19 protein-coding genes and 1 tRNA gene are annotated in these 24,206 nt (G+C 41.5%); 13 read left to right on the plus strand and 7 right to left on the minus strand.

The genetic code is table 11. From position 1 onward, the window contains the following. Nucleotides 1-28: 28 nt before the first annotated feature. The 6 genes from IEY18_RS12700 to IEY18_RS12725 all read left to right on the plus strand — a co-directional run bounded on the left by IEY18_RS12700 (nucleotide 29) and on the right by IEY18_RS12725 (nucleotide 5,961). Nucleotides 29-907 carry an alpha/beta hydrolase gene (locus IEY18_RS12700; protein ID WP_188921553.1) on the plus strand — a complete coding sequence of 293 codons (879 nt, stop codon included), beginning with the start codon at nucleotides 29-31 and terminating at the stop codon, nucleotides 905-907. Between the two features lie 185 nt (nucleotides 908-1,092). After that, the gene (fadD, locus tag IEY18_RS12705) at nucleotides 1,093-2,766 is read left to right on the plus strand and encodes a long-chain-fatty-acid--CoA ligase FadD (protein WP_188921405.1); all 1,674 of its coding nucleotides are present in this window, start codon (nucleotides 1,093-1,095) and stop codon (nucleotides 2,764-2,766) included. A gap of 92 nt (nucleotides 2,767-2,858) precedes the next feature. Next, nucleotides 2,859-3,968, plus strand: coding sequence for a ribonuclease D (gene rnd, locus IEY18_RS12710; RefSeq protein ID WP_188921407.1), 1,110 nt, complete (start codon nucleotides 2,859-2,861; stop codon nucleotides 3,966-3,968). 179 nt (nucleotides 3,969-4,147) lie between these two features. Continuing rightward, nucleotides 4,148-4,429, plus strand: a complete 282-nt coding sequence (locus IEY18_RS12715) for a YcgL domain-containing protein (RefSeq protein WP_188921409.1) — start codon at nucleotides 4,148-4,150, stop codon at nucleotides 4,427-4,429. Nucleotides 4,430-4,473: 44 nt separating this feature from the next. Next, nucleotides 4,474-5,466, plus strand: coding sequence for a lytic murein transglycosylase (locus IEY18_RS12720; protein WP_188921411.1), 993 nt, complete (start codon nucleotides 4,474-4,476; stop codon nucleotides 5,464-5,466). Between the two features lie 54 nt (nucleotides 5,467-5,520). Continuing rightward, the gene (locus tag IEY18_RS12725) at nucleotides 5,521-5,961 is read left to right on the plus strand and encodes a YcgN family cysteine cluster protein (protein WP_188921413.1); all 441 of its coding nucleotides are present in this window, start codon (nucleotides 5,521-5,523) and stop codon (nucleotides 5,959-5,961) included. Nucleotides 5,962-6,079: 118 nt separating this feature from the next. Here IEY18_RS12725 and dsbB read toward each other — a convergent pair whose 3' ends face one another. Beyond that, nucleotides 6,080-6,607, minus strand: coding sequence for a disulfide bond formation protein DsbB (dsbB, locus tag IEY18_RS12730; RefSeq protein ID WP_188921415.1), 528 nt, complete (start codon nucleotides 6,605-6,607; stop codon nucleotides 6,080-6,082). Nucleotides 6,608-6,774: 167 nt separating this feature from the next. Then, complete coding sequence (nhaB, locus tag IEY18_RS12735; protein ID WP_188921417.1) at nucleotides 6,775-8,358, minus strand: sodium/proton antiporter NhaB; 1,584 nt, start codon at nucleotides 8,356-8,358, stop codon at nucleotides 6,775-6,777. A gap of 286 nt (nucleotides 8,359-8,644) precedes the next feature. On the opposite strand from nhaB, the gene fadR reads away from it, so the two are divergent. Further along, on the plus strand, nucleotides 8,645-9,364 hold the full coding sequence (gene fadR / locus IEY18_RS12740; RefSeq protein ID WP_188921419.1) for a fatty acid metabolism transcriptional regulator FadR: 720 nt from the start codon (nucleotides 8,645-8,647) through the stop codon (nucleotides 9,362-9,364). A gap of 102 nt (nucleotides 9,365-9,466) precedes the next feature. Here fadR and IEY18_RS12745 read toward each other — a convergent pair whose 3' ends face one another. From IEY18_RS12745 to sodB, 4 genes are all read right to left on the minus strand, one after another. Continuing rightward, nucleotides 9,467-10,993 carry a SpoVR family protein gene (locus tag IEY18_RS12745; protein WP_188921421.1) on the minus strand — a complete coding sequence of 509 codons (1,527 nt, stop codon included), beginning with the start codon at nucleotides 10,991-10,993 and terminating at the stop codon, nucleotides 9,467-9,469. 8 nt (nucleotides 10,994-11,001) lie between these two features. After that, nucleotides 11,002-12,270 (minus strand): YeaH/YhbH family protein, encoded by a 1,269-nt coding sequence (locus IEY18_RS12750; RefSeq protein ID WP_188921423.1) that lies wholly within the window; start codon nucleotides 12,268-12,270, stop codon nucleotides 11,002-11,004. Nucleotides 12,271-12,320: 50 nt separating this feature from the next. Continuing rightward, nucleotides 12,321-14,255 (minus strand): PrkA family serine protein kinase, encoded by a 1,935-nt coding sequence (locus tag IEY18_RS12755; RefSeq protein WP_188921425.1) that lies wholly within the window; start codon nucleotides 14,253-14,255, stop codon nucleotides 12,321-12,323. Between the two features lie 370 nt (nucleotides 14,256-14,625). Then, on the minus strand, nucleotides 14,626-15,210 hold the full coding sequence (gene sodB, locus IEY18_RS12760; RefSeq protein ID WP_188921427.1) for a superoxide dismutase [Fe]: 585 nt from the start codon (nucleotides 15,208-15,210) through the stop codon (nucleotides 14,626-14,628). Nucleotides 15,211-15,563: 353 nt separating this feature from the next. Between sodB and grxD the strand changes: the two genes are divergently transcribed. From grxD to IEY18_RS17435, 5 genes are all read left to right on the plus strand, one after another. After that, nucleotides 15,564-15,899: a Grx4 family monothiol glutaredoxin gene (gene grxD / locus IEY18_RS12765; protein WP_188921429.1), complete on the plus strand. Its 336-nt coding sequence runs from the start codon at nucleotides 15,564-15,566 to the stop codon at nucleotides 15,897-15,899. Between the two features lie 208 nt (nucleotides 15,900-16,107). Beyond that, the gene (gene nadA, locus IEY18_RS12770; protein WP_188921431.1) at nucleotides 16,108-17,175 is read left to right on the plus strand and encodes a quinolinate synthase NadA; all 1,068 of its coding nucleotides are present in this window, start codon (nucleotides 16,108-16,110) and stop codon (nucleotides 17,173-17,175) included. A 154-nt stretch (nucleotides 17,176-17,329) separates the two neighbouring features. Further along, the gene (locus IEY18_RS12775) at nucleotides 17,330-19,324 is read left to right on the plus strand and encodes a methyl-accepting chemotaxis protein (RefSeq protein WP_188921433.1); all 1,995 of its coding nucleotides are present in this window, start codon (nucleotides 17,330-17,332) and stop codon (nucleotides 19,322-19,324) included. Nucleotides 19,325-19,808: 484 nt separating this feature from the next. Continuing rightward, nucleotides 19,809-19,896: transfer RNA gene (locus IEY18_RS12780), tRNA-Ser, on the plus strand. Nucleotides 19,897-20,570: 674 nt separating this feature from the next. Further along, nucleotides 20,571-22,895, plus strand: coding sequence for an ABC transporter substrate-binding protein (locus IEY18_RS17435; RefSeq protein ID WP_229779860.1), 2,325 nt, complete (start codon nucleotides 20,571-20,573; stop codon nucleotides 22,893-22,895). Between the two features lie 237 nt (nucleotides 22,896-23,132). On the opposite strand, the gene IEY18_RS12795 is transcribed toward IEY18_RS17435, so the two are convergent. Then, nucleotides 23,133-23,459 carry a hypothetical protein gene (locus IEY18_RS12795; protein ID WP_188921435.1) on the minus strand — a complete coding sequence of 109 codons (327 nt, stop codon included), beginning with the start codon at nucleotides 23,457-23,459 and terminating at the stop codon, nucleotides 23,133-23,135. 200 nt (nucleotides 23,460-23,659) lie between these two features. Between IEY18_RS12795 and IEY18_RS12800 the strand changes: the two genes are divergently transcribed. After that, nucleotides 23,660-24,160, plus strand: coding sequence for a putative 4-hydroxy-4-methyl-2-oxoglutarate aldolase (locus IEY18_RS12800; RefSeq protein ID WP_188921436.1), 501 nt, complete (start codon nucleotides 23,660-23,662; stop codon nucleotides 24,158-24,160). The last annotated feature ends 46 nt before the right edge of the window (nucleotides 24,161-24,206 follow it).

Genomic DNA, 24,206 nt, shown 5'->3' on the forward strand with positions numbered 1-24,206 from the left:
ATGTAAAAACTTGATCCTCTCTCCTGCGATGAATGCTGAAGAGCTACAGATACAATTGCCGCACATTCAACTTGCGGCATTGCGTTGGGGGGAGCCCCATAAACCGGTCATTCTTGCACTGCACGGCTGGTTAGATAATGCCCGTAGTTTTGAGCCGCTGGCATACCACTGGCATGATTATTTAGCCGACTACCAACTCATTGCGATTGATTGGCCGGGACACGGGTTGTCTCAACATCGACCTGGAGCTTATCCGCTGCATTGGGTTGATTACCTTTATGATCTTGAGGTGTTGTTCGAGCATTTATCGAATAAGTATACAATTGCTGCATTGCTCGGACACTCTCTTGGTGGCATCGTCGCCTCAGCTTATACCGCGACATTTGCCAAACGGGTTCAACGACTGATTTTAATAGAAGCCATAAGTCCATTATATGAGCAAGCTAATCAATCAACTAAACGATTGCGGAAGAGCTTCACTGGTCATCGAGGTTATCTCGATAAAATGAATCAGCCCTCTGCGGTTTATGACAACGTTTCAGTCGCCGTAAAAGCAAGGCATAGGTTAACCAAGTTGGCTGAGCCTTGGTGCCAGATAATAGTTGAACGAAATATGCGCCCTAATGGTGACGGAGTGAGTTGGTGCAGTGACCCAAGATTGAAGCTAGATTCACCAATGCGTTTAACATTTGAGCAAGTAGATAGTTTGATGCAACATATTGAAACGCCAACACTATTAATTACCGCAACTGACGGATTATCCTATCTCCAACAAGACATACCACAAGCCTTGAATTGGTTTCAAAACATTGAGCAGCATACGTTAGCAGGCGACCACCATTTACATATGGAAAATAGCCAAGGGGTTATGGGTGTGATGTCTCACTTTTTGACTGGCAAATCATGAAAAGGACTAGGCTTTTAAAGCGAATTGTGTGATGATTGTCTCAAATTTAAACGCCTGTATGATTTTTATGCTTGGCTAATAAAAACTAAACAGTAAAACCAGTGAATTAGTTTGCAAATTGCAAACTGTTAAATAGTACGCAATGTGCTGTTTTCCGCTGCTTGTGGGATATTTAGGAGAGACTCGTGGACCAACCATGGATTAAGAATCTACCAGAAGATGTTTTGGCTGAAATTAACGCAGATGATTACTCAACACTTGTGGAGATGTTTGAATCATCCGTTTCAAAATACGCAGAACAGCCAGCATTTGTAAATATGGGTGCCACGCTTACTTACCGTAAGCTCGAAGAGAGAAGTCGTGCTTTTGCAGCATATCTCCAAAATCAGCTCAAGCTTCAAAAAGGCGACCGTGTCGCCATTATGATGCCGAACTTGTTGCAGTACCCCATTGCACTTTTTGGTGTTTTGCGGGCTGGGATGGTCGTTGTAAACGTGAACCCGTTATATACGCCGCGTGAGCTCAAACATCAGTTGATAGATTCAGGTGCAAAGGCCATTGTTGTGGTCTCTAATTTTGCAAATACCCTAGAAAAAGTCGTCGCGCAAACGCCTGTACAAAGTGTTATTTTAACTGGACTTGGTGATTTATTGAGTGCGCCTAAGCGAACTCTGGTCAATTTCGTCGTCAAGTACATTAAGAAGATGGTGCCGAAATATCACTTGCCCAAAGCCATTTCAATGCGTCAAGCATTGTCGAAAGGTCGCAGGTTACAATACGTCAAGCCTGAATTGACGGGGCAAAATCTGGCATTTTTGCAATATACAGGGGGAACGACCGGGGTATCGAAAGGGGCAATGCTTTCGCACCGAAATGTCGTTTCAAACCTTCTACAGGCCGATGGCGCGTATGGGCCATTGCTCGAAGACGGCAAAGAAACGGTAGTAACTGCATTGCCGCTTTATCATATCTTTGCTTTAACAGTGAATTGTTTACTGTTTATACATAAAGGTAGTAAAAACCTACTCATCACTAACCCTCGAGATATTCCCGCGTTTATTGGTGAGTTACGAAAAAATCAGTTTACTGCGCTTACCGGTGTTAACACCTTATTCAATGCGCTGATTAATCATGATGATTTTGCTAAATTGGATTTTTCTGATCTGAAGTTCTCAATTGGTGGCGGCATGGCTGTACAAAAGGCTGTTGCCGATAAATGGCAAACCATTACGGGGACTAAGCTACTGGAAGGTTATGGTTTAACTGAGGCGTCTCCATTGGTTGCCTGCTGTCCATATAACCTTGAAGGTTATAATGGTTCCATTGGATTTCCTGCGCCTTCAACGTTAATGCAAGTTCGTAATGAAGAGGGCGATGTATTACCTCAGGGGGAAATCGGAGAACTTTTTGCGACTGGCCCACAAATTATGGAAGGGTATTGGCAGCGTCCTGAAGAAACCGCGAAAGTGATTGATGCTGATGGTTGGTTAGCTACTGGTGATATCGGTTATATGGACGAGCAGGGTTATTTCTATATTGTTGACCGTAAGAAAGATATGATTTTAGTCTCAGGGTTTAATGTTTTCCCTAATGAAGTGGAAGATGTGGTTGCGCTACACCCGAAGGTGATCGAAGTCGCTGCGGTTGGCGTTCCCAATGATGCAAGTGGCGAGCTGGTTAAAGTGTTTGTGGTTGCAAAAGACAAATCTTTAACTGAAAAAGCAATTATTAAGCATTGCCGTGATCATTTGACGGGATATAAGGTTCCTAAACTGGTAGAATTTAGAGACGAGTTGCCTAAAACCAATGTGGGTAAGATTTTGCGGCGAGAGCTTCGAGATGAAGCCAAAACTGCATAAAATGAAAGCCGGCCAAGCCGGCTTTTTTAATGGTTGATATTTTGCAGTGCCATTTATTTTCATTGGGCCAATTAGATGTGTGGAGAATAGATTTGTTAACGTTTGAATATATCAGTGACGATGCTGCTTTAAATAAACTGGTAGAACAATATGAGCAAAGTGAAGTGCTCGTCCTTGATACTGAGTTTGTTCGAACAAGAACTTATTATGCAAAACTGGGTTTGATTCAAGCATACGATGGCCAGTCTCTAGCGCTTATTGATCCTGTTGCAATCAAAGATTTATCACGCTTTTGGGCATTGCTGAGCAATCAGAATATTGTCAAATTGGTGCATTCTTGCAGTGAAGATTTAGAAGTATTTGCCCGTTATGGTCAGTGTCAGCCGAGCCCTTTGTTTGATAGCCAAGTGGCAGCTGCAATCGCTGGAGAAGGGTACGGGTTGGGTTATGCAAAACTTGTTGCAAACAAGCTGGAAGTTGAGATCGATAAAGGTGAGTCTAGAACGAACTGGATGGCTCGCCCATTGTCAGAAGCTCAACTGCAATATGCTGCTAATGATGTCTTCTATTTGTATCAACTCTATCCCTTACTTTTACAAAGCCTCAGTGAACAAAACCGCCTAGATTGGGTTTATGAGGAGGGCGAGCGCATGACGCAAGGCCGCTTAGCTGAGATTAACTATGAAGATGCGTATATAAAGGTTAAAAATGGATTTCAACTGAACCCTAAGCAATTAGCTTATTTGAAGGTTCTTGCTCGTTGGCGACTCGAAAAAGCTTTGGCTAAAGATTTAGCTCTTGGTTTTGTTATTAAGGATCATGCGCTTATTGCGTTAGCTAAAAAGCAACCAAAAAGTCTTGATTTGTTAATGCAAATGAATGAGTTAACTCCTCAAGAAAAACGAATTCATGGAAGTAGCTTGTTAAAAGTGATGGAAGAAGTGGACTTAGTCAATTTGCCCGAAACGATTGATGTTATCGCTTTGAAACCCAGCTACAAGAGTGCATTTAAAGCGATAAAAGCTTGCTTGCTCGAGTTGTGTGAACATCACAAAGTGCCCCAAGAACTACTGGCTTCCAAGCGTCATATCCATGAGTATTTAAAGTGGATATGGGGCGGAAAAACGGATCACGCCCCTTTGATTTTGACTGGTTGGCGTCGAGAAATTGTGCAATCTCACCTTGATGGCCTAAAGTTATAGTAATTGACACAAATTCAAATAGTTATCTAATTGACGATTGCCATAACATTGACGCAGTTGTCATGAAAAAAATTGTGAAAAATGCCATATATCGTTAGCTAATTAGCATTATTTAATAAAGTAGCGTGATATAGTGTTTTGATTCGTTAAATTGTAATAAATCAGGATCTAGCATTCATATGATCTGTGCTGTATATAAAAGTAGCCGTAAAGCAGATACCTACCTTTTCATTAATAAGCGTGATCACTTCGAAGATGTGCCGCCAGCACTGATGGAAATGTTTGGTGCGCCCAAACTGGTTATGATGGTGCCACTTGATAAGCGGAGCCATTTTGCGCTTGCTGATATTGAACGGGTAAAAGAAGAGCTAAAAGATAAAGGCTATTACTTGCAACTGCCCCCACCAGCCGTTAATTTGTTAGAAGAACATAAACGAGAAATAGGCTTTGTAAACGAGTAGTTAAGCGTCTTTTTTATCGCAGATTGATTGAACAAGGAACTTATATGTATTGGCACGTACTCGCTATAGTATGGTTTGGAATACTTGCAACGTATTCCCCATTTAGTCATGCCGAACAGAATAAGCAAAAACCAAGCTTTTCAGAATATGTCGCTGAGTTAAAACAAGGTGCACTCGATACCGGGTTGTCTTCAGAGTTTGTTGAAAGCAATTTTGCAAAGATAAAACTGTTTAAAAAGGCGGTGGTGACTGAACAAACTCCGACACCTGTGATTGATACAATTGATACTTACCTTCGCAAGTCCGTTCCGTCACACATATCTAGTCAAGGCGTAGCTTTATATAAAGAAAATGCAAAAGAGCTTGAACGAATAGGTAAGAAATACGGTATCCAACCGCGGTTTATCGTAGCATTATGGGGAGTCGAGTCCCGCTATGGTCAAACGATGGGAAATTATCCGGTGTTATCGGTCACGGCCTCTCTTGCTTATGAAGGTAAAAAAGAAGCCTTCTTTAAAAAACAGTTTTATGCCGCACTTGATATTTTGGAGAGCCAAAAGGTTGAGTTTAGTCAACTCTTGGGCTCGTGGTCTGGCGCAATGGGGCAAATGCAGTTTATGCCAGTAACTTACATTGCTTATGCCCAAGACGGTGATGGCGATGGCAAGGCAGATATATGGAATAATTTGAGCGATGCGTTTGCATCAGCGGCTTATTTTCTGCAGCAGCAAGGGTGGAAAAGTGAGGAAACCTGGGGGCGACAAGTTCAAATACCTTCAGATTTTGATCAAAGTTTACTTGGTATAGACAAGTCTAAAACGTTTTCCGAATGGCAAGCTTTAGGTGTTCGCCGTTATAATGGTTCTGATTTACCAAGCCGTGACGACATGTTGGTGTCGTTGATTATGCCGGATGGTGTGAAGGGCAGAAAGTACCTTGTTTACGATAATTATAAATCGCTCCTTGCTTGGAATCGGTCACATCATTTTGCAGTTTCAGTTGCTTATCTTTCTGAGAAAATTAAAGCTGCGAAGTAAATATTTAAGTTTATTAAATCTTGGCCCGTACGGGCTAATGTAAGAAGTAAAAGTATGTCGTTCTGGATTACCAAGAGTTTGTCCCAGCTTTCTTCAACGGAGTGGGAGCAACTATGCGATGGCTGTGGTAAATGCTGTTTAAATAAGCTAATTGATGATGAAACTGATGAGCTTTACTATACCAATGCCACATGCAAATTGTTGGATAGAGAAAATTGTCATTGCATTCATTATGAAAGCCGCTTCAACTTTGTCCCACTATGTACAGAAATCACGCCTGATAATATTGATTCATTAACTTGGCTGCCGGACTCATGTGCGTATCGTCGTTTACTTAATAAACGCCCTTTACCCTCATGGCATCCGTTATTGACCGGGTCGAAGGACGCAATGCATGCAGCGGGGATGTCTGTTAAAGGCAAGGTGGTCTGTGAAACGCAAGTTCAAGAAATCGAAGACCATATTGTCGTTTGGCCGATTAAAGATCTTGATTGAATCAAGCCGTTTTAGCCAATCAAAAAAGCCGACACATTGTCGGCTTTTTTGATACTAAATATGCTTTATCAATTTTAACTAAGGTTGGCACTTAATGGCTTCGAAAGTTGATTCGTTTTCAATGAGGTACTTTGCTATATTTTGATAGCACAAAGCTGAAAGGCAATAACAAGATACAAATGACCAACATTACAGAAAAGACACCAATCATCCATTGACCCATTGTGATACCAAATAGTTGCCATGGGACTTCTGAACACATGCCTGTGGGCATAAATACTGATGGCAGCCAATCATGTAGCGGCATCCAACTAGGAAATTCAGGGAGAAATGGACAAGTTGCAAACGGTGATGGGTTGGTTTGGATATCCACCAATTCGATGGCGACACTCAAGCCCCATGCAGCACTGATTCCCCAAATGACAAACCCTAAGCTACGAATTAAAAAGTGTTGGGGTTGTATCATTCCGATTAAGCCCGCAAAAATCAGCCCCATAACGGCGACCCGTTGGTAAATACACATTACGCAGGGTTCGAGATGCATGCCATATTGGAAAAATAAAGCAATCACTTCTAGCAGGATCGCACCAATGGTTAGGGCAAGCCACGACTTACGAGAGCGGCATACTGATATCAGAGGTTGCAAGAATAACTCCTTTGAAAGTAGAGGCTAGCGTTATGAAAATACGAAAACTTTTTATAAGGTGAGGTTCAATCGTTAAAATTTGCAATAAAAAACGCCTTCATTGCTGAAGGCGTCTTTACTCTACTGAATGTCACGTTTGTCGTCAACGTGAGATTGTAGTCACAAAGTTAATGGCCAGAGACAACGCCAGCAGCTTCTTCAGCTGTGTGATGCATGAGGATGTGGGCATCGTAGAAATATGCGGTCATATCTTCAAGCCACCCAAGTTGAATCGCCATCACACCAACAATCGAGAGTACAATTGTGTAAGGCAGCGCCATCCATACCATTTTGCCGTAAGACAAGCGGATTAATGGAGCTAACGCTGAAGTTAGCAAGAATAGGAATGCTGCTTGACCGTTTGGTGTTGCGACAGAAGGAAGGTTTGTTCCTGTATTAATAGCTACCGCTAACATATCAAATTGGTCACGAGTAATTTGACCACTGAGCAGCGCAGACTTCACTTCGTTAATGTACACGGTACCAACGAAGACGTTGTCACTCACCATAGAAAGCAAACCGTTCGCAATATAGAAAATAACGAGCTGAGTATTACCTTCATAGCTAAGTGCCCACTGAATCACTGGACCAAATAGGTGCTGATCAATGATCACGCCTACAATCGCGAAGAAGACCGCAAGTAACGCGGTAAACGGCAATGCTTCTTCAAAAGCTTTACCAAGGGCATGTTCATCTGTAATACCGTTAAATGCAGTGGTGATGATAATAACCGAAAGGCCGATTAGACCTACTGCAGCAAGGTGCAAAGCAAGACCAACGATTAACCAAATACCGACGAGAGCTTGGACAACAAGTTTCATGTTATCGCGAGGTGTGCGTCTTTCATCTTCATAGGCTGCGTAGTCAAAAAGAATTTTATGAACAGCTTCAGGAAGCTGTGCGCCATAGCTGAATACTTTAAACTTCTCGACCAACACACAAGTGATTATGCCTGCGAAGAATACCGGCACAGTGACAGGTGACATGCGAATCGCAAATTCTGCGAACTGCCAGTTTGCCTGTGCAGCGATAATCAAGTTCTGAGGCTCACCGACCATGGTACAAACCCCACCCAGCGCTGTACCTACACCAGCGTGCATCAACAAGTTACGCAAGAAGCCACGAAAGTCTTCTAATTCTTGCTCATTTAGCTTGTGATGGCCATCAGAGGTATGGTCATGGGAAGCACCAAAGTCTTTTCCTGAGGCAACTTTATGGTAAATCGAGTAAAAACCAACTGCGACGGTGATGATTACAGCGATTACAGTCAATGCATCGAGGAAAGCAGACAAGAAGGCCGATGCCACACAGAACATCAGAGAGACGATGATTTTTGAACGAATTCTCGTGATGATTTTCGTAAATGCAAACAGCAATAGCTGCTTCATGAAGTAAATACCTGCAACCATAAAGATCAGCAGCAGAAGCACTTCTAAGTTCGCTTCAATTTCGTGGAGCACTTGAGAAGGAGAGGTCATGCCGATAGCCACAGCTTCAATGGCTAACAAACCACCAGGTTGCAATGGGTAACATTTAAGTGCCATAGCAAGGGTGAAAATAAACTCTAAAACTAAAACCCAACCAGCAATAAAAGGGTCTATGTAGAATAATACAGGGTTGATAACTAAAAATGACAGTATTGCGATTTTGAACCACTTAGGTGAATTACCTAAGAAGTTGTCCATAAACGCCTGACTCATTGTCACAGGCATGGCTTCCTCTCTCAAAGTGTTTGGATTTTTGTTTTTGTTGAACACCACCATGTGTTCGTGGCGCAGTATGATAAACCCATTGCGCTGCTTTAGATATATTAGAAATTCAAAAGTAAGAAGGTTTCGACGTTTCATACATTGTGAATATAAGACGTTAACGTTGTTTTTCTCACCAACGTGACGCTTATCTTTGAAGTTCACGGTATGTTACACAATTAGTTCCTATTTTTTGTCTCTCTGGTATGATCAGTTTAATTAAAACAGATAGCAATTGGATAAAAGGCTGATGATCATCAACGCCAAAGGGCCAGCAAGTTTCGCAGAAAAGTACATTGTTCGCTCAATTTGGGAAAATAAATTTCCTCCAGGTTCAATTTTGCCGGCTGAGCGCGAGCTTTCGGAATTGATAGGTGTGACACGTACAACCCTTCGCGAAGTGCTTCAGCGCCTTGCTCGTGATGGTTGGCTAACAATCCAACACGGGAAACCAACCCGAGTTAACAATTTCTGGGAGACGTCTGGTTTAAATATTCTAGAAACGATTGCTGACCTAAATCCAAGTGGTTTTCCACTATTGGTTGACCAGCTGTTATCTGCTCGCACTAATATCAGTGCTATCTACTTTCGAGGCGCATTAAAAAATAGCCCTGAGACGGCTGTAGAGGTTTTAAAGCAAATCCACGAGATGGAAGATACTGCCGAGGCATTTGCAGAGTTTGACTATCAGTTGCATCACCAATTGGCGTTTTCTTCTGGAAACCCACTGTACGTGTTGATCTTAAATGGTTTCAAAGGTCTTTATAGCAGAATTGGTCGTTACTACTTCTCAAGCCCAGAAGCTCGTCAGCTTGCTTTAGATTTTTACAAAAAGCTTGAGGTTCTTGCGAACGAGAACAATTATGTTGCTGTACCTGAGTTGATGCGAACTTATGGTATCGATAGCGGCAAAATGTGGATGACATTGCGTGATGAGATGCCATTAGAAATGGCGCAAGATAACTCATAACGCCTTACTTTCTTCCGTGAGGTGGTATTCAATTCAGCGCGAGTATTGCTTTGAGTTTTAAAAAACACCGCACCCTATTCGGGGATGCGGTGTTTTTTATATTTAAGGCTCTGAAACCTCTTCTTTGATTTCTGGACAGCTAGAAAGCACTTTGACTTCACCGTTATCACTTTTTTGTTCAAGCGTGACTTTAAAGCCCCAGAGACGATGTAAATGTTTTATGACTTCATGATGGCTATCGGCTAATGGCACTCGATTTGAGGGAATGTATCTGAGAGATAGTGAACGGTCACCGGTAATTTCAACATTGTGTACCTGAATATTTGGCTCAATATTCGATAAATTATATTGCTGTGACATCATTTCTCGAATATTTCTATACCCTTGAGCGTCGTGTATAGCAGAGACTGACAAATGACTTTGCTTATCGTCATCTAAAATCCCAAACAACTTGAAATCTCGAATCAGCTTTGGCGACAAATATTGGCTAATGAAGCTTTCATCTTTAAAGTGTTTCATTGCAAAGTGCAGGGTTTCTAGCCAGTCACTGCCAGCTATCTCAGGGAACCACTCTTTATCTTCCTCTGTTGGATCTTCACAGATACGCTTGATATCAATGAACATGTTAAAACCAAGAGAATAAGGATTGATGCCACTGTAATAGGGGCTATTGTATGGCGGTTGTGCGACAACTGCAGTATGGCTTTGCAGAAACTCGAGCATAAATCTATCGGTAACTTTACCTTCGTCATAAAGGTGATTCAGTATGGTGTAATGCCAAAACGTCGCCCAACCCTCATTCATGACTTGGGTTTGCTTCTGTGGGTAGAAGTATTGCCCCATCTTCCTCACAATACGAACCAATTCTCGTTGCCAAGGCTCCAACAGCGGAGCGTGTTTTTCAATAAAGTACAGGATGTTTTCCTGAGGTTCGCTAGGGAATCGAATTCGCTTTTTCTTAACCTCTTCTTCAGGGTTTAATGGGATCGTTCGCCATAAATCATTAACCTGACTTTGCAGGTATTCTTCTCGCTCTTTCTGACGAATTTGTTCTTCTTTAAACGAAATTTCGGATGGACGTTTATAACGATCAACACCATAGCTCATCAGTGCGTGACAGGAGTCCAAAATATTTTCAACTTGGTCAACGCCATGCTTTTGCTCACACTCACTAATATAATTTTTTGCAAACACGAGGTAGTCGATAATTGAACTTGCATCGGTCCAAGTTTTAAATAAGTAATTATTCTTGAAAAAGCTGTTATGGCCATAGCAGGCATGCGCCATCACGAGTGCTTGCATTGTAATGGTGTTTTCTTCCATCAAATAGGCAATGCAAGGGTCTGAGTTTATGACAATTTCGTAGGCGAGTCCCATCTGCCCGCGCTTGTAACCTTGCTCTGTTTCAATGAAGCGTTTGCCGAATGACCAATGGGTATAGCCTATCGGCATGCCAATCCCTGCATAGGCGTCCATCATTTGTTCTGCTGTAATGACTTCTATTTGGTTTGGGTATGCGTCTAGTTTGTAATGGTTTGCTACGCGTTCAATCTCATTTTGGTATTGCTCCAGCAGTTCAAACGTCCAGTCAGGGCCGTCGTCAAGTGGTTTTCTTTTGTTGTTTCCCATAAAGCCCCCTAAACAGCTTGCTTCTTGAACAGCTCTCTAAATACCGGGTATATGTCATCGGCTTGCTTAATATGCTGCACCGCCATATTGTCAAACTCTTGTTGTAATGCCTCGTATTCACGCCATAGCGTTTGGTGGGCTCGGTTGGTAATTTCGATATAGCTGTAATAACGAACTAAAGGTAAAATTTTCTTTTCTAGCAATGAGTAACAGGCTGGGGAATCATCCGCCCAATTGTCTCCATCTGACGCTTGTGCTGCATAGATGTTCCATTCGTCTGCTGGATAACGCTTTTGTTGGATCTCATGCATCAACTTTAGAGCCGATGAAACGATGGTGCCGCCTGTTTCTTGAGAGTAGAAAAATTCATGTTCATCCACTTCTTTTGCTTGGGTATGATGGCGAATGTATACAACCTCTAAGTTTTTGTAAGTGCGTGTTAAAAATAGGTAGAGCAAGATATAAAAGCGCTTCGCCATGTCTTTTGTTGCTTGATCCATAGAGCCTGATACATCCATTAAACAAAACATCACTGCTTGGCTCGACGGCACTTCTTGCTTTGCAAAATTGTTGTATCTCAAATCAAACGTATCGATAAAAGGAACCTTGGCAATCTTTTGTTCCAACAGTTCAATTTCTTGTTTCAGCTGCAGAATAAGATCGGCATTTGAGCCCGGTGTATCTTCTAATAGCTTCAACTTGTTTTTAAGTTCTTCTAGACGCTTCTTTTTTCCAGCTGACATAGCGATGCGGCGTGCTAAGGAACCTCGCAGAGAGCGAACAATATTAATATTTGCTGGAACACCGTCATTGGTAAATCCTGCTCGGTATATCTGGTATTCCACCAACTTGTTGAGACGGTTTTTTTGTAAATTGGGCAATTCTAAATCTTCAAAAAGTAATTCCAAATATTCGTCTTTTGAAATCTGAAACACAAAGTCATCTTGGCCTTCTCCAGAATCAGAAGCTTCGCCGTTACCACTGCCTTGCCCCCCCCCTGAAGGAGGGCGCTGAATTTGATCACCTCGTGTAAATTGGTCGTTGCCCGGATGAACTCGTTCCTTTACTCCACCTTGTCCTTGATGAAAAGTCGGTTCACTAATGTCTCGAGTGGGTATTCCGACCTTTTCTCCGGTTTCGATATCCGTGACACTTCGCCTCGTCACTGCATCGCTGACGGCTTTTTTAATCTGATTTTTATATCGGTTAATAAACCGTTGCCGATTGACTGTACTTTTTCCCTTCGCATTGAGTCGTCGATCGATAAAATTTGCCATAGGCACCTCCCAAATTGTCAGAAGAGCGTCGGGCTCTTCTGACAAATACGTTACGAAGACTTACGAACGCGTAAATACCACTCCGATAACAGCCTGACTTGTTTCTGGGTGTAGCCTTTTTCCATCATTCGGTTAACGAAATCATCATGTTTTTTCTGGTCTTCGGTTGAAGTTTTGCCACTGAATGAAATGACCGGCAGTAGGTCTTCTGTGTTTGAAAACATTTTCTTTTCGATGACTGTGCGGAGTTTTTCGTAACTCGTCCATAGCGGGTTCTTGCCATCATTTCCTGCTCTAGCACGTAGTACGAAATTAACGATTTCATTACGGAAGTCTTTGGGATTACTGATACCGGCAGGCTTTTCTATTTTTTCAAGCTCCGAATTTAAAGCCGCACGGTCAAATAGTTGGCCGGTTTCTGGGTCTCGATATTCCTGATCTTGGATCCAGAAATCCGCATAGGTGACATAACGATCGAAAATATTTTGCCCATATTCAGAGTAAGATTCCAAATATGCGGTTTGAATTTCTTTGCCGATAAACTCAATATATTTGGGAATTAAATACCCTTTTAAAAACTCAAGGTATCGTTCGGCGGTTTCTGCTGGGAATTGTTCTTGTTCAATTTGACGCTCAAGAACATAAAACAGATGAACCGGGTTGGCAGCGATTTCTGTATGATCAAAGTTAAAGACTTTGGACAATATTTTAAATGCAAAACGTGTAGAGAGGCCTTGCATACCTTCATCAACGCCGGCGTAATCGCGATACTCTTGATAAGATTTCGCTTTCGGATCGGTGTCTTTGAGGCTTTCACCGTCATACACTCGCATTTTTGAGTAAATGGAAGAGTTTTCTGGCGTGATGATGCGCGACAAGATGCTAAATTGTGCAAGGGTTTCTAGGGTTCCTGGTGCGCAAGGTGAATCAGAAAGCTCTGAGTTTGCGAGCAGTTTGTCATAGATATGGATTTCTTCAGAAACACGTAAGCAGTACGGGACTTTGACAATATAAACACGGTCGAGGAATGCTTCATTATTCTTATTATTCCTAAAGGTTGACCATTCCGACTCGTTTGAGTGAGCGAGAATTATACCGGTGTACGGTAATGCGGAAAGGCCTTCCGTACCGTTGTAGTTGCCTTCTTGTGTTGCTGTTAGTAGCGGATGCAAGACTTTAATCGGTGCCTTAAACATTTCGACAAATTCCATTAAACCTTGGTTCGCGCGACACAATGCGCCTGAATAGGCATAAGCATCTGCGTCGTCCTGAGCAAAATGTTCTAATTGACGAATATCAACTTTACCGACTAATGAAGATATATCTTGGTTGTTCTCATCTCCGGGTTCAGTTTTAGCGACCGCGATTTGATCGAGAACAGAAGGGTAGACCTTCACAACTTTAAACTTGGAAATATCCCCACCAAATTCATGTAATCGTTTGACGGCCCACGGTGACATGATGGTTTTCAGGTAGCGCTCAGGGATTTTATATTCATCGAGGAGTAGTTTTCCGTCCTCTTCAGAGTCGAAAAGACAAAATGGATGATCATTAACGGGGCTGCGTACACCATTGGCACTGAGAATATAAATGGGAACTTTCTGCATGAGAGCTTTCAACTTCTCAGCTAAAGAAGATTTACCGCCACCAACAGGACCCAGTAAGTATAGAATTTGTTTTGACTCTTCCAACCCTTGGGCCGAATGTTTCAGGTAGGCGACAATTTGCTCGATGGAGTCTTCCATACCATAGAAGTCTTTAAATGCCGGATACTGAGAAATAAGACGATTAGAGAAAATACGGCTTAGGATCGGATCTTTAGAGGTATCGACAATTTCAGGTTCGCCAATTGCGAGCAACAGCCGCTCAGCACCAGAAACGTAAGCGCTTCGATCGGATTTACAAATATCGAGAAATTCTTGTAGTGAATATTCTTCGTCTAACTTCTTTTCATATCGTTGTTGATAATGCTCAAAAATGCCCATAATGACCCCCAAAAAACATCAAGCAAATCGGAATTAGGGACAGCTACACTGTAGCTACCTATCTCTAATTTTAGACCTGATTCTTGAGAATGCTCATAAAAAAACAAATAAAAACAATGACAAATAGTTGCAAAAGCAACATTAGCATTTGTTTGTGTTGCATTCGAGGATACATAATTGAGATGGTTTTTAAGGAAGCTTGTTGCTTGATCGTTAAGCGCGTAAGAGTTATAGGTTGCTCTGTTTAAACAAAAATTATTCGTATTTACTGGGTTAGACGAGCTCAGTAGCAGTGTGTTTTGGATCGTTGTGAGCTTTCAATGAAAAACAAAAAAGGAGCCGTAGCTCCTTTTTAACATATTAAGAATGATTAACCCGCGAAGTTTTGATTTACAAAATCCCAGTTGACCAATTCCCAGTAATGCGCAAGATAGTCAGGGCGTACATTACGATAGTCGATATAGTATGCATGCTCCCAAACATCGACAGTCATAATTGGTGTGACTGTCTCGTCTGTAAGTGGTGTTGCGGCATTGCTTGTATTCACAATGGCTACAGTGCCATCTGCATTTTTAACTAACCACGTCCAAGCACTACCAAAGTTATTTACTGCAGAATCTGTAAACTTTGCTTTGAATTCTTCGAAAGAACCAAATGCCGCATTTATTGCCTCAGCTACCGCACCTGTTGGTTGTCCGCCACCATTAGGAGATAGGCAGTTCCAGTAGAATGTGTGGTTCCATACTTGCGCAGCATTGTTAAATACGCCACCAGTAGATGATTTCACTACATCTTCTAGGCTCATATTGGCCATTTCAGTGCCTTCTACAAGACCATTAAGCTTTACAACATAAGTGTTGTGGTGCTTGCCATAATGAAATTCAATCGTTTCTTGTGAAATATGTGGTTCTAGAGCGTTTTTCTCATAAGGTAACGGGGGTAATACGAAAGCCATTGCATCTCTCCATAGAAAGTAGATTGTTATTTTGTTCGTGTTCTTGTGACCCTATTGTACTGATATATTTTGTGATGTGAATCACTAGATGAGAAATTTGATTCGATTGCATTCATCGAGAAAACAAATTGAAAATTACCCCTACAAACTAAGGGTTTTTGTTAAACTGTGATCTCAAGTATAATGAAAGGTATGGTAGTGTTTTTTACACTTTTTAAATCACAATCAAACGATTAGAGCGTCCAGCTGTCAAAGCATGTTAAATTTTGTTGAGAATTTGCTCAACGTGTGCCCAACGAAGCGTCGCATACTTTCTCTGATGAGTGATCACTTTGTAGTCATTAGGAACCAAAATGGAAACAGTAGATAAAATCAAGCAACAGATTACCGAAAATCCGATTATCGTGTACATGAAAGGCTCTCCAAAGTTACCTAGCTGTGGTTTTTCTTCGCAAGTTGCGCAAATGATGATTAACTGTGATGAGCAGTTTGCTTTTGTCGACGTTCTTCAGCACCCAGATATTCGTACTGAACTTCCTAAGTTTGCAAATTGGCCGACGTTTCCACAGTTGTGGGTTGAAGGTGAGTTGGTTGGCGGTTGTGACATTTTGACTGAAATGTTCCAAAAAGGTGAGCTACAGTCTTTGATTAAAGAAACTGCAGTTAAGTATAAAACCGAAGCAGAGTAAGCGTAAAGTCCGTATAACTTCGTTTTATTTCTGAAGGCTCAAGCACATACGTGTTTGGGCTTTTATTGTTTTGAGCGCCCTATGGTCAGTTGATGCCTGCTATTAATATGAAAGATGTAGGTTATTCAAGATTAATATAGGCTAGCTAGTTAATTTTTCATGCTCTATTTCGTATAATCCGCTGCAAATTACCGCCATTGGAACTGTTATGAGTCTACCTATTGCCAAAGCTGAGTCTATTGACTTCATGTTTCCATCTAAGCCTGTGCCTCTTTCTGAGTATGAAAGGGAAGAGTACAAACGTCAGATTAAAGCGCTTCTCAAACAAAAAGACGCGGTGTTAATTGCTCATTATTACACAGACCCTGAGATTCAAGCGCTTGCAGAAGAAACTGGCGGTTGTGTATCTGATTCATTAGAAATGGCGAGATTCGGTCGGGATCATCCAGCGAAAACACTAATCATTGCTGGTGTGAAGTTTATGGGTGAAACCGCTAAGATCCTTAGCCCAGAAAAAACAGTGCTAATGCCGACATTGGATGCCACTTGTTCATTAGATATTGGATGTCCAATAGACAAGTTTAGTGAGTTTTGTGATGCTAATCCAGAGCACACCGTCGTGGTGTATGCAAACACCTCTGCAGCAGTAAAAGCACGTGCCGATTGGGTTGTTACTTCAAGTATTGCATTAGAAATCGTCGAGCATTTAGATAGTCAGGATAAAAAGATTATTTGGGGGCCTGATCGTCATCTCGGCTCTTATATTGCTAACCAAACTGGTGCAGAGATGTTGATGTGGCAAGGTGACTGTATTGTTCATGACGAGTTTAAAGCCAATGCACTTAAAGAGTTAAAAAAACAACACCCTGATGCTGCAATTCTTGTTCATCCTGAATCACCAGCAAATGTAGTTGAAATTGCTGATGCTGTTGGTTCAACAAGTCAGCTGATTAAAGCTGCACAAACGATGGAAAATAAAAAATTTATTGTTGCGACAGACAAAGGTATTTTTTACAAAATGCAACAAGCAGCGCCTGGCAAGGAACTTATTGAAGCTCCAACGGGGGGGAATGGTGCGACGTGTAGAAGTTGTGCGCACTGCCCTTGGATGGCAATGAATGGCTTACAGTCAATTTCAACGGCATTGAATGCAACCGATTTGTCAGCCCATCAGATTCACGTAGATCCTGCGTTAAAAGATCGTGCTTTATTGCCACTTTCTCGAATGCTCGATTTTGCCGCGGAAATGAATGTTACCGTAAAAGGTAACGCGTAAATATCGTCAGTAGAAAGTTTGATATCTGTGACGAATGAACATGTTTTAATGTTTTTATACCACAAATTGGGTATTTGGTAGGGCATCCGAACTAGATAAGATCCAAGCCTTTACTATGCTTAGGCTTAGATGTTTTTTTTGGGATGCTCACTATATGAACCTGCGTTGGATTAATAACCTCAATTTAAAATTTAAACTGCTACTGATTGTTGCACCAACCTTACTTGGCTTCATTGTTTTTGGCGGCCTTTCTCTCGTCGATAAATACCACTACAAGTCTGATTTAGAAGATGCGCTTGTGCTGAGTGAGCTGGCTGTGATTAACAGCGATTTAGTGCATGAGTTACAAAAAGAGCGTGGTATGAGCGCAGGGTTTCTTGGCAGCAAAGGTAAGTCCTTTGTATCTAAGCTTCCAATTCAGCGTAGAGATGTCGATGCCCGCCTTCAAGCTTTCAATGAGTTTATGAAAAATAGAAGCTTTGATGGAGAAATGCAGCAAGGTCTGAATCAATCCAAATCAATGCTTGCTCAACTGACCCAAATTCGTTCTCGCGTTGATAGCCAAAGTATCAAAGTACCTGAACAAGTGAACTATTATACACAGCTTAATGCGAGCTTATTAAGTATCGTGGACCACTCAACAAAGCAAGGCGCAGACAAAACAATTGCAATTGAAACGGCGGCATTTGCTTCTTATTTACAAATGAAAGAAAGGGCTGGGGTCGAACGAGCCGTTTTGAGTTCTACATTTGGTAATGACGGATTCAAGCCTAATATGTTCGTGAGGTTCTTAAAGCTAGTGCACGAACAAAACAGCTATCAGGAACGCTTTTTTGCACTTGCAGTACCTCAACTCAAACAAGACTTTCAACAGCTACTTACAACACAAACCGTTAAAGATGTGATTGCGCTTCGCGATATTGCAAAAAGTCAAAATGGTGTTGCAATAGCAGCTCAAACACCAGAAAACTGGTTTAGTAAGTCAACAGCTCGTATTGATTTGTTGCGCAAGTTTGAAAAGAAATTAGCTGGCGTTTTAATCACGCAAACTAACCTAAAGTTACAACAAGCACAGTCGCAAATGATGTGGTTAACCATCGTATTGTCAGTGGTGACGTTGCTTGTGCTATTGGTGTCGTTCTCAGTTATTCGTTTTCTACATCAAAGCGTACATCATTTATATGAAAGCATAACTAAAGCACGCCAGAATTTTGATTTAAGTGTTCGTTTGCAAGTTAATAGCAAAGATGAGTTTGGAGAGTTAGCTCAAGCGTTTAATGATATGTTGAACGACTTTGAAAAAGTGATCGTGCATGTGACTGCCAATGCAAATACGCTGGTAGAAGCTATGACACAAATGAAAAATCATTCTGAAAACATGCTTGATGATGTTGCAAAGGGACATAGTGAGTCTGATCAAGTTGCATCAGCGATGACAGAAATGAGCTCGACAGTAAATGAAATCGCTAATAATGCCGTACAAGCCTCAGAGGCATCAGCATCAGCAAATAGTGAAGCTGAAGCCGGAAGGGCTGAAGTAGAAAAGACCGCAAGCTCGATTGAAACCTTAGCCCAAGAGATCAAAGGGGCAAACATTGCAATTACCCAGTTGGACAATGACATACAAGGCATCGTCAGTGTTTTAGCTGTGATTAGTGGTATCGCCGAGCAAACAAACTTATTAGCGTTAAATGCAGCCATTGAAGCCGCTCGCGCCGGAGAAATGGGACGTGGCTTTGCAGTAGTTGCTGATGAGGTGAGAAGTCTTGCGCAGCGAGCTCAATCTTCAACAGGAGATATTCAGGGAATGACTGAACGTCTTCAACAAGGTGCTGGTGTTGCAGTTTCTGCGATAGAGCGAGGTTTGAATCAAGCTTTGATTAGCGTCGAAGATGCAAAGAAAGCAGGGTTAGAACTAGATAAAATCGTTGATCATGTTGGTGTTATTGACAGTATGAATCAGCAAATAGCAGCGGCGACCCATGAGCAATCTGCTGTGTCAGAAGAAGTAAACCGAAATGCGCTGCAAATCAGCGAGATTTATCGAAATACACAGCAGATTGCCGAAGATCTGAGTGCGTTGAATCAGACATTGATGAATGAGGCAGATACTATGTCTGCTGCGGTGAGTAAATTCCGCGTGAGTTAATTAATCAATATACAAAGGATTTGTTTGAGAGTTTTAGCGATAGTTTTGGCAAGTTGCCCGGCGAGAGATGTCGCACATCACTTGTTAGAAGATGCAACGAATAGTGATCATGGGCGAATTGCAGCGTCTTGCAACCAAATTAAAATGCTTGCAATATCTCAAACCAGAATAATCCTGAATCTTATCGGCATTACTCTCAGTGGAGAAATGAAGACGGCAGTATCGGATGTACATGCAACAATAAATAATTTTAAGTGCCAAAGGAACGCCACATTTTCAGTTACTTTTACCCCGCTGAAAGTTTGACACAGTGTCATTGGCTTCTGTTTAAAAGGCAAGAAGTACTATCCTGATTAGCAATTAGGCAAACGTTTGTCTAGATAAGGATTTCCCTTGACGCTTTATAGGCTTTTGCGTAAAGTAGCGCTCCGTTATCAGCGGATTAGCAGTTTGTAAAACTGCTGCGCTGTTGGAACAAAAATCTGGTGAGGTGTCCGAGTGGCCGAAGGAGCACGCCTGGAAAGTGTGTATACGGTAACGTATCGAGGGTTCGAATCCCTCCCTCACCGCCAAATTCTAAAAAGCCCTGCGATGCGGGGCTTTTTGCTGTTTATACCCCTTCCTTAGGATCTTAGCCCGACTTGTTTTCTAAGCATAACTGAAATTAAGTTTGCGACCTCAATTCATTACTATTGCTTTTTACACTTAGCGTTCGCCTTTGCCTTAGAATTTATGATTCGATGTCGCTGTTTATGGGGCAAAAGAATTATATTGATCGTGCAGTATGTTGAGTTCAATCGTTGTTGTTTATCTTAGTTTTTAAGTCATATTTGGTCTTAACCCGTAAATTTGTGTCTCACGGACTATTTTGGGTGTCAATGAAGAGTTGCATTCTTCGTACATTTCACTATTGAACAATACTGATAGATTCTCGGGATAAAACTGAATTAGAACAGGGATTTTTGTTTATTTTGGAACAATATTTCTAGGTTTAAGATGAACTCCTTTAGGAATCTATTTTGGTATAGAGCTAGCCGCTAAGCATAAACTTCAGCAGTTCAATGTGTTCAAATTTGTATTCCGTTATTGCCATTTTAGTCAGTCTTTATGCTGATAGTTGGCTATTCGCGTGTGAACCAGCGTTTTACTGAATACAATAATGGTATTAGTTTGAATGAATAATGAAGCGTTACATTCATTACTTACTTTATAAAGCCTTAATTTGGGCTTACTTGTAGAGTCATATATGCTCAAAAGAATAATTCAAATCGTTTTAGTCTTTGTTGGTTATATTCTCTCCACTACTAGTGGTGTTGCATCTGAAGATGATAATGTCGTTCATCTTCAGCTTCGCTGGCATCATCAGTTTCAGTTTGCTGGATATTATGCGGCTTTAGAAAAAGGATTTTATGCGGAAGAAGGGCTAAAGGTCGAACTTCACAGTGGTAGCCCTCAGCATCAACCCGTTCAAGAGGTTTTGTCTGGCAGAGCCCAATACGCAGAAGGGAATAGTGAAGTTTTATACCATCGCCTGAAAGGTGAGCCTCTTGTTGCATTAGCCGCTATTTTTCAACACTCCCCGTCGGTTCTACTCACGTTGCAAAGCTCTGGAATTCATTCTGTTCACGATTTGGTCGATAAAAGAGTCATGTTTGCCGCAGTAAAAGAGGATGCGGACTTTTTAGCGATGTTTCTCAATGAAGGGATTTCCCCTTCAAATGTCAACATCATCCCGAGTAGCTACCAATTGGAAGACTTAATATCAGGGCGGGTTGATGCGTTTAATTCTTACTCGACGAATGAGCCATTCTATTTAAAGCAACAAAATATTCGATACAACATCATTAGCCCAACAAATTATAGCGTTGATTTTTATAGTGATATTTTGTTTACCACAGAAGAAGAGCTCCGCAACCATCCTCAGCGCGTTCGCGCCATGCGAACGGCAACGCTAAAAGGATGGCGATATGCGTTAGATAACCCTGAAGAAATTATTGAACTTCTCAAGACAAAATATCAGATCAATAAAAGCAGAGAGCATTTGAGATTTGAAGCCAGCGCTATGCGTGCGCTAATTTTTCCTGATCTGATCCAGATTGGTCATATGAACCCCGCACGTTGGCATCATATGGCCGAAACTTTTGTAAAAGCGGGGTTAGTGGAAGATATGGAACGATTAGCAGGCTTCGTATATGAAGACAAGCGACCGGAATTTCCTGCTTGGATCATGCCTTTCTTATTTGGAGCACTAATTCTCGCTTCATTAACGAGTATCGTGAGCTTTTATTTGCATCGATTTAATCGTCGCATGCTCGTTGCACAACAGGATTTACAAGAGAGTGAAGCTCGCTTTAAAGCACTCAGTGACGCCGCATATGGTGGCATTGCTATTCATCACAATGGCATTATTCTCGAGTGCAATAAGGGCTTGTCAGACATTACCGGTTTTAGCTACCAAGAGCTCATTGGCATGAATGGCTTTCAGTTGATTGCACCAGAATTCCTAGACAGGGTGCATGAGAAAGTTCGAGTTGGGTTTGCGAATAGTTACGAAGTGATAGGCATTTTAAAAGATGGTACACGTTGCCCATTTTCAGTAAAAGGTAAAAACATTATTTATAAGGGGCAAGATGCAAGGGTCATTGAATTTGTTGATATTAGTGAAAGAAAAAAAACCGATGAACAACTGAAGCTTGCAGCAAGTGTATTTACGCATGCGAGTGAAGGAATCGTGATTACAGATAGTGATGCCAAAATAATTGACGTGAATGATACGTTTAGCAGAATAACAGGTTATAAGCGTGAAGAAGCTATTGGCCAAAACCCCAGATTTTTAAAGTCCGGTCGCCATAGCGATGAATTTTACCAAGAGATGTGGGCTTGTTTGTTAAATCAAAAGGAATGGTCGGGTAAGCTATGGAATCGTCGTAAGAATGGTGAAATCTTTGTCGAACTAGTGACTATCAGTGCAGTAACCAATGGCAAAGGAGAAACAAAGCACTACGTAGCGTTATTCTCTGATATCACCTCTATGATGCAGCACCAGCAGCAACTTGAACATATCGCTCATTTTGACCCTCTAACTGGTTTGCCCAATCGGATGTTATTTGCTGATCGATTGAGTTATGCAATGAATCAATGTGAACGTCGGGAGCAATTACTTGCCGTGGCTTACATCGACCTAGATGGTTTTAAAGAAGTGAATGATACCCATGGTCATAGTGTTGGAGATGAACTATTAACGATAGTTGCGAATCGTTTAGGGCAAAGCATGCGCGATGGCGATACGATAGCGCGTATTGGTGGGGATGAGTTTGTAGCGCTGATGGTTGATTTAGATAAAGTTGAAGATTGTGAACTTGTGTTACACAGATTGCTACAAGCTTCTATGAGCGCGGTTACTGTTGAAGGGAAAGAATTGCAAGTTTCAGCAAGTATCGGCGTGGCTTTTTACCCCCATGGCGGGATAGATTCCGAGCAACTCATTCGTAATGCAGATCTCGCTATGTATGCTGCAAAAAACGCGGGCAAAAACCGGTTCCATATATATAGTGACGGTTTAATCGCGTAAAACGGATTTAACGTGATATTGTGCTACACGAGACTTTGAATCCGATTCGCTCTCGTCTTGCGTTGCAATGGCTTTTGTTCAGTGGAAATTATACTTCAATGAAATGCGGGTTTATTCTCTATACGTTGAGATTTAATGAAATACACTATAAACATGGGCCTTTGTAGTGGTGGCTACTTTATCAAAAGTGGCTGTAGCACGAAGGAAAGGCGGTGGCAGGTATCCAGGAGTTTATGATCAGCTGGAAGCTTTTAGTTCTAATTGTTTCATCACTAAAATTACTTCTTGGTAATTTGTGTCGTACTCTTTTGCTAAATTTATAATTTTCGTCTGATAGGTTTGGACGTGCTCTTGTCTGACTTGCTCCGCTTCTTTAGCCGCGACAAGTTCATTAACAGTCTCTTGTAAAACACGTAGGCGATGTAAGCTATAGTCTAAAGAATTCAGGTATTTAGACATTTGCTGTTTATTTCGAGCTTGCTCTAGATCAGCAGAGTGTTTTTGGTCATATTGATAGGTATCTAGCGCATTGATTGCGCTATCTAAATCGAGTTCGTTACTCATTTGTTTCCGTTTTAGTAATGGTTATGTGTTTGGGCGGACAAGGCAAGAATAAAATCGTTGTTAGATTATAGTCTTAACTTAAATAAGCACAATAATTAATTATTCTTTGTTTATATGGTTTAGATTAAAAGCTTTCAATCACTCTTGTTTTCGACCGCGGGCAAATGTAGCCTAAGATATTGATTCAGCAAGGAGGCCACATGTTAGATTTACTCCCCGATCTTTTTGATCGCTACTCTGAGCAACTCACTATTCTACCGCCTCTATTTTCCCAATATGGCGGAAAATCAATTTTTTTTGGTGAAGTATTCACTGTCAAATGCTTTGAAGATAATTCAAAAGTAAAACAAGTTTTAAATGAGCCAGGTTTAAACCGGGTACTTGTCGTTGATGGTGGCGGTTCTAAGCGGCGGGCATTACTTGGCGATTTAATAGCAGAGTCCGCAGTGAAGAACGGTTGGCAAGGCGTGATTATTTATGGCTTTGTAAGAGATGTCGGTACTTTAAAAACGATGAAACTTGGCGTGCAGGCTTTGGGGGCGGTCCCCATTAAAACCGAAAGAAAAAATCAAGGTGAATTGAACATACCTATCAATATTGAATCAAACCATATAAAACCGGGAATGTGGGTATATGCAGATGACAATGGTATCGCATTTTCGGCGTCAGAACTTTCGTTGTCGTTTTTAGAACAGGATTAATTGAACAAATTAGGTTGAACTAAGCTTTAAAGCATAAGTTAGGTGA

It is taken from the genome of Shewanella gelidii, from assembly GCF_014647855.1.
Classification (GTDB): Bacteria; Pseudomonadota; Gammaproteobacteria; order Enterobacterales; family Shewanellaceae; genus Shewanella; species Shewanella gelidii.